The sequence below is a fragment of the Croceitalea marina genome, from assembly GCF_042684265.1.
Classification (GTDB): Bacteria; Bacteroidota; Bacteroidia; order Flavobacteriales; family Flavobacteriaceae; genus Croceitalea; species Croceitalea marina.
Window position 1 is genome coordinate 222,800 of sequence record NZ_JBHULB010000016.1, and the last position, 12,301, is coordinate 235,100.

Consider the following 12,301-nt stretch of genomic DNA (forward strand, 5'->3'; position numbering starts at 1 on the left):
CAAAACAAAACCGGAATATCATAACACTTTGTAGGTAGCAAATGCAGAATTTTGACCCCTGAATAAAGGGATTAATACAATTTTTAGAAGCTATGACACTATTAATAAAAGGAATGGTGTGCAATAGATGTATGTATGTTCTTGAACAGGAAATGACAGCTTTGGGTTTTGAGGTTTTGGATATAAAACTGGGACAAGTGGTTTTAAAAGATACGGAAGACTTTTCGCAGAAGTTGGGAGCAATCAAAACGATGCTGAAAAGCAACGGATTTGAGCTGATGTACGACAAAAACCAAAAAACGATAAACAAGATAAAAGAGTTGGTAGAAAAAGGTATCAGGATGCAACTGGATAGCGGAACGCCTACCAAATTCACGACCTTAATCAGTAATAAGCTGCACAAGAACTACGATACATTGAGTGCCTTATTTTCTTCGGCAGAGGGAATAACACTTGAAAAGTACATCATTCATCGGAAAATTGAAAAGGTAAAAGAGCTTTTGGCAGATACCGAAATGTCTTTGACCGAGATTGCCCACCTATTGGGGTACAGCAGTCAGGCATACCTTTCCAACCAGTTGAAAAAGCACACAGGCTTTACATCAAGCTATTTCAGGCAGGTAAAGCAGGAGCACGAGCATACCCTAAATATGCAAATGGACGAAGAGCATACCCCGCATTAAGGGTTTTTCAATCCATCAACAAGGCAATACGCTGAATTTATTAATGCGGACATCGGAGCTACTGAAACATCAGTAGCTCTGTTTGTTTACGGCACATACAAGCCATTCAAAAAAGTAAATTTCACAACTTTTACCCGTCATTTCGTATGGCTGCTCTATGGCGCTAACCCGACCTTTGCTCCTGATATTTTAAGATTTTCAAAGTTTAACAACAAATAAGATGACAGATACAACAACTGCACTTAATCCGGCTATTTGCAGGAGAACCCCGTTCCGTTTTACGCCCGAACAAAGGATAACAAAAAAGCTATTCAGCATTTGCAACCAGGTTCCCAAAACTGACGGATAGCTTTTCCATAGAATTTAAAAATATGTTGAAACAGGAAAAATCAATAGCGCATTGCTCCAAAAATTAAGTAACAAAATAAATTTAAAATGAGAACACATAAAATTGGCTTGCTATCCCTCTTCGTAATGGGAGCAGGCTTAATACAAAGCTGTAAGCAACAAGCAGAAAAACAGTTAAAAGAGGAGCCTCCGGTAGTAACCGTAGCCACCATCAACAGTTCGGAAACAGAGCAGTCCGTTTCCTATTCGGGTTCTATTGTACCCGATAATATGACTACCGTAAGTTTTGCCGTAAGCGGAACAATTAACAGTGTGGGCGTAAATGAGGGACAACGTGTAAGCAAAGGACAATTCCTTGCAAGCATTGATGCCACCGAGTACGAAGCCGCATTGCAGATTGCCAATGCAAGCCTTGAACAGAGCGAGGATGCGTTCAGAAGATTTGATGAACTGTACAAAAAAGGGAGCTTCCCCGAAAAGGATTACATCGACATCAAAACCAAAGTAGCACAGGCGCAGGCAAACAAAAAGATTAACCGCAAGCGCATTTCCGACAGCCGCCTGCATTCGCCTACCAACGGAATTATAACCGTGAAAGCCGCCGAGGTGGGCGGTATCGCAGCACCGGGAGTACCTGCCTTTACCATCGTAAAAACGGATATGGTATATGCGCAGTTCGCAGTACCCGAAAGCGAAATCGGGAACTTTAAACAAGGGATGCAGGTGGATATGCACATACCTACATTGCAACGCAATTTCACGGGCAAAATCACAATCATCAATCCCGTGGCTGATGAAATTTCCAAAGCATATACACTGAAAGTACGCCTTGACAATCCCGGTGGTGTGCTGATGCCGGGAATGATTACCCAAGTGCTTGCAGGCGTTCCAGTTAAGGTTAAGCAGGTACGTGTACCGCTTACCGCTATCGTGAACAACGTTGATAAAATCCCTCACGTGTACGTGGTAGATAAGAACAACAACGCCAAGCTGACAAGGGTAACCGTTGGCAAAATCGTAGGCGATGAAGTCATTATTACCAATGGGCTTGAAGAAAACCAAACCATTATCCTTGCCGGACAAAAAAACGTCAAAGACGGGCAAAAAGTAAAAGCAGAAACAGCATCGGTAACAACCTCCGCTCCAAAAACTGAATAATTTATGAAAAGGAAAATAAACATCATTGAAGCGGCAATGAAATTTCCGCAAGTACCGATAGCGATTACCGTTATTATGGTGCTTGCAGGACTGATTTCATTAATGACGATGCCGAGAAGTGAAGACCCCCGTGTGACAGTCAGAACGGGGCTTGTCGTGGCTTTCTATCCCGGAAGCGACGAAGTACAGATGGAAAAAGAAGTTACCGATAAACTGGAACAATACCTGTTCGGTTTTGAGGAAATCAAAAAAGATAAAACCCATTCGGAAAGTAAGCCCGGACAGGTAGTTGTAACGGTAGAATTGCAGGACTATGTAAAGGACACCAAAAAATTCTGGAACACCTTACAACACGGTTTGGATGCCAATATGCCTCTGATATTGCCACGGGGCGTACAGGGACCGTATGTGAACAGCGACTTCGGCGATGTGGTCGTTCAGATGATTGCTGTATCAGCTCCCGGTCGTTCTTACGCCCAGTTAGAAAATTATCTGGACGAACTGGAAGACGGTATTAAGACCATTCCGCAGGTTTCCAAAATCAAGCGATACGGCGGTCAGAAGCAGCAAATATTCATTACCCTGCGTGAAGATGTATTGAAACAATACGGCTTCGGTATCAATGAAATCACAGCAACATTGAGCCAACAGAATGTAACCATTCCGAGCGGCGATATTGAGATTGACAAAAACCGTTTCCTCATTTTTACAGATGCGCAGTATCAGAATGAAAATGAAATCGGAAACCTTATTGTATATAGTTCTCCGCAGGGTGGCAATATCCGCTTGCGTGATATAGCCAAAATCGAAAGGAGATACGAAGACCTGAAAAGTAAAATTACGGTTGCGGGAAATGATGTAATGATGCTGACCGTAGAAATGCAACCCGGACAGAATATTGTCGATTTGGGAAATGCGCTGACACAAAAAGTTGCTGAAGTAAAAGAAATCCTGCCATCAGATGTGCAGGTCAACACTATTGTCGACCAACCCAAAGTGGTGGATATGAATTTGGGGCATTTCTTTATTGAGTTCGGTATTGCCATTGCCTCCGTTATCTTGGTAGTGATGCTTCTGCTACCGTTTAGAGTGGCTACAATTTCTGCTATTGCCGCACCTGTTACAATTGCCGTAACATTCGCTATCCTAAATTTACTTGGTATCGAAATGCACCAGGTTAGTTTGGCGGCAATGATTATTGTACTGGGGATGGTAGTAGATGATGCCATTATCGTAGTGGATAACTACATTGAGAAAGTGGACGAAAAAATACCGTCGTGGACTGCCGCTTGGCAAAGTGCAACGCAATTAATGGTTCCAATTTTTACTGCTACACTAACCATTGTCCTATCGTTCCTGCCGTTGGCATTTACGCTAACCGGACTAACAAGGGAGTTTGTGCAATGGATACCGATTACCGTAACTATTGCCTTAGCAGTTTCGTTCTTGGTAGCCTTGTTCCTTACACCTTACTTGTGTTACCACTTCCTGAAAAAAGGATTGAAAAGCCACGATGCCCAAAAGCCGAAGAAACGCAATTTCTTAGACAGAATGCAGGCAGGCTTTGACAGAGCTATCGAGTTCTGTATGAAATGGCAGAAAACCACATTGGTAGCAGGAATATTCATCTTTTTACTTTCGTTCGTGGTAGGTAGTCAGGTGAAAACCGAGTTTTTCCCAATCGTTGAAAGAAACCAGTTTAACCTTGAATTGTGGATGGATAACGGTACAAATATCCACGAAACCGAAACAGCCGTTAAGAAGATAGAAAAAGAAATTGCAGGCGATAAACGAATTGTAACCACAGCGAGCTTTATAGGTACAAGCTCGCCACGTTTCTACTCCACCTACGCACCGGAGCACCCACGTGAGAACTTTGCGCAGATATTCATCAATACCACAAGCAAGGATGCCACTTCTGAAATGATTGATGAGTATGTGCAGAAATTCAACAACTACTTGCCGAACGGTTATGTACGGGTAAGGCAGTTAAGCAAGAAGCAGCAGCCCGCACCGATTGAGATACGTGTGATTGGCAAGGATATGACCGAGCAGAAAAAAGTAGCCAAACAGGTTGCGGCATTACTGGAAAATACCAAAGGCTCTAACTGGGTGCGCACCGATTATCAGAATGATTATGTAGGGCTGAAAGCCGTTGTTAAAGAAGATGTAGCCCTGCGTTTAGGCGTTAGCAAAGCGCAGATTGCTCACGCACTCGGTGCAAAAATAAAAGGCTACCCTGTATCACAAATGTGGGAGGGCAATAAAGCCATCGACATTGTATTGCGTACAGACGAAACCGACCGGGAAAGTCTGGATGCTTTGGGTAATATGTACATCAATTCAACATTCGGTGCTAAAGTACCTTTAAAGCAAGTGGTAGATTTACAACCGTCTTGGCATACTGGGGCTATTGTACACCGTAACGGATTAAGAACGTTAACCGTTTCTTCCGAAGCACAGTTAGGCAGAAAACCCGCAGAAGTATTTGCAGAGGTACAGCCGAAAATTGACAGCCTGAAATTACCGAAAGGCATTAAGATTGCCTACGGTGGCGAATATGAAGACGGACTGGAAAGCGGTCCCAAAATGGGAAAAGCTTTTATGATAAGTTTCGTCCTCATTTTCCTTGTCCTGTTATTCCAGTTCAAGCGTGTTGGTAAAGTATTCATTGTACTGGCTTCGTTCCCGTTGAGCTTGCTTGGTGCAATGTTAGGCTTGTTCCTTACAGGTTACGAGTTCGGGTTTATGGCAATCATCGGTATTACCGCCTTATTGGGTATTGTGGTTCGTAACGGGATTATCCTCGTTGACTATGCGGATGAACTGGTAAGCGAGCACGGTCATACAATTAGAGAAGCAGCTTTATTAGCAGCCAAAAGAAGAATGCGTCCCATCTTCCTTACCTCAATGGCGGCGGCTATCGGTTTGATACCGTTAATGGCGAGTGGCTCTCCGGAATGGGGACCGATTTCCAGTACCATTTCAATCGGTATTCTGGTATCAATGATTACTACTTTGTTTATCGTTCCAGTATTGTATTACAGGTTCGTAAAACCACCAAAAAACAAACAGTTGGATGAGCAACAAGAATTGAATGCCGATGCTCACAACCAAAAATACTTATCATAAAAAGGGATTATGTTACAGAAAAGATATAAAACAGTCATAAAGGTTTTTATATGCGGTTTCGCTCTTTTGCAGGGAACAAACAACCTCTTTGCACAACAGCAGTTAACCCTTGCGGAAAGCAAAGAGCTGGCATTAAAAAACAACAACAGGATAGGCAAAGCCAAAGAGGACGTAATTGCCACCCAATCCGACAAGCGGATTGCTGATGTGGCAGGCAGACCGAAACTGGATGCTTCGGCAACCGCCTTTTACTTTGGCGAACCGTTAAACACAATGCTTCCCGAATATGGTCTTGCACCAATGGTCAGCGTTACACAGCCGATTTATACCGGAGGTAAAATTAAGTACGGTAAGCAAATGGCGGAAACCAATATACAGATGAGCAACGCTCAACAAAGATTGGTCGAAGATGAAGTATTATTGGCTACCGAAACCGCTTACTGGCTTGTAGTGCAGGCAAAGGAAGAAATAAAACTGGAACAGCAGGTTAAAAAGCAACTGGCTTCGCATTACACTTTCCTGAACAATCAGTTTGAAGCAGGATTGATTTACAAAAACGATGTGTTGCGGGCAAAGGTGCTTCAAAACGAAAACGAAGCCCGCTTACAGGCAGCGGAAAACAAGCTCATTTTGGCAAAAAGAAGATGGAGCCAGTTAATCGGAATGGAAGACCCCACAGTGATAGACGTAGCTGATACATTGAGTACGGGCGACTTTTCAAATCAGGGCATTTTGCAAAACACCGATGCCGTGCGACCGGAAATTGATTTGGCTGCCAATGCCGTTAAAATAGGCGAACTAACAAAAAGTATGCTCAAAGCCGACCTGAAACCAACCGTTGGTTTAGCACTTAACGGAGTGGCTGCCTTTGGAAAAGAGGGCATCAACTTTGGCGACCCGACCAAAAAACATATGCTGACCTACTTCGGTATGCTAAGCGTGAATATCCCTGTTTTCGACTGGGGAAGCAAACGGGAAAAAGTAAAACAACAGGAAGCGACAATCCGTTCGGCTGAATACGGTTTGAAAGAACTGAAAAGCCAAATCAATGTGGAGGTTGAGCAGGCAACACTTAACCTGCAATTACAGACAAAAAATATTGATTTGATGCAGGCATCATTAACCGAAGCTGACGAGAACCTTAAATTGAGTAATGACCGCTTTAAAGCCGGAACTATTACCGGAGAAGATGTGCTGATAGCAGAAACACTTTGGCAGAGAGCATACAGCAATATGTTAGATGCAAAAGTACGGTACAAAATTGCCGAAGCAGTGTACCGCAAAGCCATCGGGCAGATAAAATAGCTTTTGTTGAAATGGAGTTAATGCTACGGCACTGATATACTCAAAATGCAGGGGCAGTCATACGCCCCTGCATTTTTAATTAATAATACGATGGAATAATGCAAGAACATACCGCCGATAATAAAAAAGGAATGGTAATGATACCCGACATTTCAGGTTTTACAGATTTCGTTATCAAATCCAATATGTTTGTTGGTAAATATATAACCGAAAGCCTGCTCAAATCAATAATGGACAGCAATATCCTTTGCCTTGAAATTTCGGAAATAGAGGGCGATGCCATACTATTTTACAAGCACCATAACCTGCCCACTTTTGAAGAAACCCTGATGCAGATAGAACAGATGTACAACGATTTTCAAAAGGAACTCAAACGCCTGGCAATGCAACTGGCAATCGAAATTCCGCTTTCGCTGAAGATAATCGTACACTATGGAGAATTTACCAAATACAAAATCGGGAAATTCGAGAAGCTCTACGGCGCACCTGTGGTAGAAGCACACAAGATGCTGAAAAATCATATTGCCGAACATCCGCCTTATGCCTTGTTTTCTGATGCTTTTTTACAAGCCAATTTCGACCAACCCGAAAAAGCAACCGTAGAATACGACAATTGCGATGACTGTATGTATTTGCCCGAAATCGGCTACATACATTAGCTGTAAAAACCTAAACAGTAAATATCATAAATCAAACAAAGAATATCGTAAAATTGTCGGCAGCAAGGTTGTCTATTTTTGTGTAATCACCTTAGCTACGGACAGCATATAAAATACTAAAAATGGAACGCTTGGAACAAAAATTATTGAACAGGAGTATAAAACCAACATCAGTTAGGCTGTTAATTTTTAAAACAATGTCTGACTTTAAAAAAGCGTTCAGCCTTACCGATTTGGAAACCGAATTGGAAACTGTCAATAAATCGACCATTTTCAGAACGTTGAGCCTTTTTCACGACAACCTGCTCATCCATACGATTGATGACGGTTCCGGCTCAATGAAGTATTCCATTTGCAGTGATACCTGTATGTGTACCGTTGGCGAGCTGCACGTACATTTTAACTGTAACCGTTGTAAAAATACCTTTTGCCTTGAAAGCATTTCCATACCGCCCATTCAGCTTCCCGATAAATTTCTGTTGGAAAGTGTCAATTTCGTGATGAAAGGAATGTGTAACGAATGTTCGAGGTTCGTTAAGAAAAAATAATTTTTATCCCAATCGGTTAATCAAAAGCAGTCATATTTCAGGATATGGCTGCTTTTCATTTGCAACCAAGTTCCCAAAACCAACGGGTAGTTTTGCTGTGTAATTAAATCAAATATTACTATGGCAGATAAATATATCCCTACCCAAGATACAGATGTAGGCTACAACAATAATTTTAAAGTCATCAGGTTTGAATGTGCCGTTCCCGAAAAAGACACGATGATGGCATACACGGCAGCACTGCAATCCAAAGCAGAGCATCCCATAGCAAAAGCTATTCTCAAAGCACTTCCGCCAATCACTTTATCAGATTATACGGTTGATAAATTTGAAAAGATACCCGGCTGCGGCATTAAAGGTTTTGTGGACGGACACGAAGTCATCATCGGCAATATAGCCTGGATGAAATCTTATGACTTCTATTACGATGAAAGTTTAGACCACGTAAACGAAAAGGTGGTTATTGTAATGATTGACGACAGGTACACAGGCTGTTTTTTCATTACCGAAACCACAGCATAGCAACCGCTCCTTTCCAAAAGGCAAATTTTATATACTCCAAAATAGCCGTGTTGCTTTTGCAACTAAGTTCCCAAAACCCCATAGTAATTTTGCCTTATAAATGGAAATTAAAAACAATTAATAGATATGTCAAAACTATGTTGCAGTACAGATAACAATCTGAACCTTGTAAAAAAAAAGGAACACAAACACAAATATGATACGCAGGGTAATCAGTTGTGCTGTGTAAGAACAGAGAAAATTTATGAAAAAGCAGGAGCAGCAGATTTGCTAAAAGATGCCAATCATAAAGATGACGGACACGGACACACTGACGGCAGCAGTTGCAGTGAAGACGATGCCGGACATTGTGATGATGAGGAAGACCATCACGACCACAGCCACCACCATCACGACCACGGTCATAAACACAGCCATAACAAAAAAGGTGGTCATAACCACGACCACGGACACGACCATAGTCACGGACACGGGCACAGCCACGGGGATGACCACGACCACAGCCACGACATAGAGGGCAAAACAGCGTTTCAGCTTTTTATGCCTGCGGGTATCTCATTAATTTTATTGCTTATCGCCATCGGGTTAGATAATTACTTTCCACAGGATTGGTTTACCGGATGGGTACGAATTGCTTGGTATGTAATTGCCTATATCCCTGTCGGACTACCCGTAATTAAAGAAGCAATAGAAAGTATCCGGTATAAAGATTTCTTTTCAGAGTTCTTCTTAATGGGTATTGCTACAATAGGAGCATTTGCCATAGGCGAATATCCCGAAGCAGTAGCCGTTATGTTGTTTTATTCCGTAGGAGAAGTTTTTCAGACCATTGCAGTATCAAGAGCCAAAGGAAATATTAAAGCCCTGTTAGACCAACGTCCTGATGAAGTTACGGTTCTTAGGGCAGGCAAAGCGGTTGTGATAAAAGCCGAAGATGCTAACATTGGCGATATTATCCAATTGAAACCGGGCGAAAAATTAGGCTTGGACGGCGAATTAGTTTCGGATAGTGCTTCATTCAATACAGCAGCACTCACAGGAGAAAGTAAACCCGACACCAAAGGTAAAGGCGACACTGTACTGGCAGGTATGATTAACCTGAATACCGTAAGTCAGATAAAAGTTACTACCGACTACGCTGATAGTAAATTGAGCAAAATTCTGGAATTGGTACAGGATGCAACTTCTCAAAAAGCACCCACCGAATTATTTATCCGTAAATTCTCCAAAGTTTATACGCCAATCGTAGTGTACCTGTCAATAGCCATTACTTTGCTGCCTGCACTCTTTGTAGATAACTATGTATTCAGCGAATGGCTGTACAGAGCATTGGTATTTTTGGTTATCTCTTGTCCTTGTGCGTTGGTAATTTCCATTCCGTTAGGTTACTTCGGTGGTATTGGAGCAGCGAGCCGGAACGGTATCTTGTTCAAAGGTTCCAACTTCCTTGATATTCTTGCCAAAGTTGAAAACGTAGTAATGGACAAAACAGGAACGATGACCGAGGGCGTTTTCAAAGTACAGGAAGTATTCATAAAACCGGAGTTCAACAAAGATGAAATCCTGAACCTTGTCAATGTTTTAGAAAGCCAAAGTACGCACCCTGTGGCAACCGCAATCCACAATTACTGGGGAGAAGTAGATACCACAGTGAAACTTGAAAATACGGAAGAAATTGCCGGACACGGGCTAAAAACCACTGTCAACGGTAAAGAGCTGTTGGTAGGTAATTTCAAATTGCTTGACAAGTTCAATATCAGCCACGATGCAGACACGGCAAACATTGTTTATACCGTGATAGCAATCGCTTATGGTGGTAAGTTTGCCGGATATATAACCATTTCTGACAGCATTAAAGTAGATGCGAAAGCCGCCGTTGACAAACTGCGTAAAATGGGTGTTAGAACCACAATGTTAAGCGGGGACAAAAATACCGTGGTACAATACGTTTCAAATCAGTTAGGAATTGACAGTGCATACGGAGATTTATTGCCCGAAGACAAAGTAAATAAAGTAAAAGAAATCAAATCCCGTAATGGAAGCGTAGCCTTTATCGGGGACGGTGTAAACGATGCTCCTGTAATTGCATTGAGTGATGCGGGTATCGCAATGGGTGGTTTAGGAAGTGATGCCGCCATTGAAACTGCCGATGTGGTTATACAGGACGATATGCCGTCTAAAATCCCGATGGCTATCAATATCGGGAAACAGACGAAGAAAATTGTTTATCAGAATATTGTTTTGGCGTTCGGTGTGAAAGCAATTGTACTGATACTCGGAGCAGGCGGACTGGCTACAATGTGGGAAGCCGTATTTGCCGATGTAGGTGTGGCATTATTAGCAATTCTAAATGCGGTGCGAATACAGAAAATGAAGTTTTAATTGTTGGATTTGACTGCCGCCGAAAATATTCTGCGGCAGTTTTTTTTGACCTAAACCAAAAAGGAAGATGGCAAAACATCAATCACAGGCATCGCTTATTAATTGTCAAAAACAACATTGAACACAAACATTAACCAAATTGTAAACTATACCAAAAATAAATGCACACAAAAAGAGGCTGTTTCAATATTGGAAACAGCCTCTTCGCATTAAAAGAAAATTATAGAATTATAACGTACCTCTGCGTTCCTGCTCTCTTTCGATAGACTGGAACAAAGCCTTAAAATTTCCTGCGCCAAAACCTCTTGCACCCATTCTTTGGATAACCTCAAAGAAGAATGTAGGGCGGTCTTCCACAGGTCTTGTAAAGATTTGCAATAAATAGCCCTCTTCGTCTGCATCAATCAAAATACCCAATTCCTGTAATTCCTTTATATCCTCTTTAAATCGGTGCATATGCGCTTTTAAACGGTCTGGAATAGCATCATAATACGCTTGTGGCGGTCTTGATAGAAATTCAACACCTCTTGATTTAAGGTCGTTTACCGTCTTTACAATATCGTCCGTAGTTACCGCAATATGCTGAACACCCTCGCCCTCATAAAATTCAAGGTACTCTTCAATCTGCGATTTCTTTTTGCCCTCTGCGGGTTCGTTAATCGGGAACTTAATTCTGCCGTTACCATTTGCCATTACTTTTGACATCAGGGCAGAATATTCGGTTGAAACCTGCTTATCATCAAAAGACAGAAAGTTTTCAAATCCCATTACATCCTCAAACCATTTTACCCAGGTGTCCATTTGGTTCCAGTCCACATTGCCCACCATATGGTCAATATATTTCAGTCCGGCAGGAGCAGGATTATATTCGGTTTCCCATTTTTCATAACCTGGCATAAAAATACCGTTGTAGTTTTTGCGTTCGGTAAACATAAAAATGGTTTCGCCATACGCATAGATACCCGATTGTACCACTTCGCCGTTTTTATCTGTGGTTACGGTAGGTTCCATAAATGCTTTTGCACCTCTCGATGTGGTTTCTTCAAAGACTTTGCGGGCATCTTCCACCCAAAGACCAACCACTTTGATGCCATCGCCGTGTTTTTTAACGTGTTCGTTGATTTCAGAATTAGACCGCATTCCGGTAGTTAAGACCAACCGTACTTTATCCTGTTTTACCACGTAAGATGCCCTGTCTTTCATTCCCGTTTCCAGTCCGGCATAAGCCTCTGACCGAAATCCGAAAGCGGACTTATAATAATGGGCAGCCTGCTTCGCATTGCCTACATAAAACTCTACATAGTCGGTTCCTAAAATCGGTAAAAAGTCCTGTGCACCTTCGAATATTTTATCCAAGCCGTATTCAACGTTTTTCAAATCGTTTGTCATTATAATGATTTTTAAAAATTATGTTATGTGTGATTTTGCAATAAAGGTTTTTGCACAAGTGGGATTGTGCAATAGTGTTTTAGTTCCTGAACCCGAGCTACAACATCGCCCGATGCAAAACCGAGAGAAAGGTTTTGATAGACATTTTATAATCAGTTAGCGTTATTAAGCGGTA

The 12,301-nt window shown here is 41.9% G+C and carries 9 protein-coding genes; 8 read left to right on the top strand and 1 reads right to left on the bottom strand.

What is annotated here, in order from left to right; translation table 11 throughout:
* Positions 1–92: 92 nt before the first annotated feature.
* From ACFSQJ_RS12650 to ACFSQJ_RS12685, 8 genes are all read left to right on the top strand, one after another.
* Positions 93–683, top strand: coding sequence for a helix-turn-helix domain-containing protein (locus ACFSQJ_RS12650; protein WP_225603954.1), 591 nt, complete (start codon positions 93–95; stop codon positions 681–683).
* Positions 684–1,118: 435 nt separating this feature from the next.
* Complete coding sequence (locus tag ACFSQJ_RS12655; protein ID WP_225603953.1) at positions 1,119–2,189, top strand: efflux RND transporter periplasmic adaptor subunit; 1,071 nt, start codon at positions 1,119–1,121, stop codon at positions 2,187–2,189.
* Between the two features lie 3 nt (positions 2,190–2,192).
* Positions 2,193–5,321, top strand: a complete 3,129-nt coding sequence (locus ACFSQJ_RS12660; protein ID WP_339337328.1) for an efflux RND transporter permease subunit — start codon at positions 2,193–2,195, stop codon at positions 5,319–5,321.
* 9 nt (positions 5,322–5,330) lie between these two features.
* Entirely contained in the window at positions 5,331–6,626 is a 1,296-nt protein-coding gene (locus tag ACFSQJ_RS12665) for a TolC family protein (protein ID WP_339337329.1), read from the top strand.
* Between the two features lie 98 nt (positions 6,627–6,724).
* Entirely contained in the window at positions 6,725–7,285 is a 561-nt protein-coding gene (locus ACFSQJ_RS12670) for a DUF2652 domain-containing protein (RefSeq protein WP_339337330.1), read from the top strand.
* A 122-nt stretch (positions 7,286–7,407) separates the two neighbouring features.
* The gene (locus ACFSQJ_RS12675) at positions 7,408–7,833 is read left to right on the top strand and encodes a Fur family transcriptional regulator (RefSeq protein ID WP_082171028.1); all 426 of its coding nucleotides are present in this window, start codon (positions 7,408–7,410) and stop codon (positions 7,831–7,833) included.
* 120 nt (positions 7,834–7,953) lie between these two features.
* Positions 7,954–8,355 carry an HAD family hydrolase gene (locus ACFSQJ_RS12680; RefSeq protein WP_050377142.1) on the top strand — a complete coding sequence of 134 codons (402 nt, stop codon included), beginning with the start codon at positions 7,954–7,956 and terminating at the stop codon, positions 8,353–8,355.
* 126 nt (positions 8,356–8,481) lie between these two features.
* Positions 8,482–10,737, top strand: coding sequence for a heavy metal translocating P-type ATPase (locus ACFSQJ_RS12685; RefSeq protein WP_050377143.1), 2,256 nt, complete (start codon positions 8,482–8,484; stop codon positions 10,735–10,737).
* Between the two features lie 228 nt (positions 10,738–10,965).
* On the opposite strand, the gene hppD is transcribed toward ACFSQJ_RS12685, so the two are convergent.
* Complete coding sequence (gene hppD / locus ACFSQJ_RS12690; RefSeq protein ID WP_050377144.1) at positions 10,966–12,126, bottom strand: 4-hydroxyphenylpyruvate dioxygenase; 1,161 nt, start codon at positions 12,124–12,126, stop codon at positions 10,966–10,968.
* Positions 12,127–12,301 lie beyond the last annotated feature (175 nt).

What these genes read in the sequence shown, in the direction of transcription:
- ACFSQJ_RS12655 (WP_225603953.1), top strand. Translation starts at nt 1,119, where the DNA reads ATGAGAACACATAAAATTGGCTTGCTATCCCTCTTCGTAATGGGAGCA.
- ACFSQJ_RS12670 (WP_339337330.1), top strand. Translation starts at nt 6,725, where the DNA reads ATGCAAGAACATACCGCCGATAATAAAAAAGGAATGGTAATGATACCC.
- ACFSQJ_RS12685 (WP_050377143.1), top strand. Translation starts at nt 8,482, where the DNA reads ATGTCAAAACTATGTTGCAGTACAGATAACAATCTGAACCTTGTAAAA.
- ACFSQJ_RS12680 (WP_050377142.1), top strand. Translation starts at nt 7,954, where the DNA reads ATGGCAGATAAATATATCCCTACCCAAGATACAGATGTAGGCTACAAC.
- ACFSQJ_RS12675 (WP_082171028.1), top strand. Translation starts at nt 7,408, where the DNA reads ATGGAACGCTTGGAACAAAAATTATTGAACAGGAGTATAAAACCAACA.
- hppD (WP_050377144.1), bottom strand. Translation starts at nt 12,126, where the DNA reads ATGACAAACGATTTGAAAAACGTTGAATACGGCTTGGATAAAATATTC.
- ACFSQJ_RS12665 (WP_339337329.1), top strand. Translation starts at nt 5,331, where the DNA reads ATGTTACAGAAAAGATATAAAACAGTCATAAAGGTTTTTATATGCGGT.
- ACFSQJ_RS12660 (WP_339337328.1), top strand. Translation starts at nt 2,193, where the DNA reads ATGAAAAGGAAAATAAACATCATTGAAGCGGCAATGAAATTTCCGCAA.
- ACFSQJ_RS12650 (WP_225603954.1), top strand. Translation starts at nt 93, where the DNA reads ATGACACTATTAATAAAAGGAATGGTGTGCAATAGATGTATGTATGTT.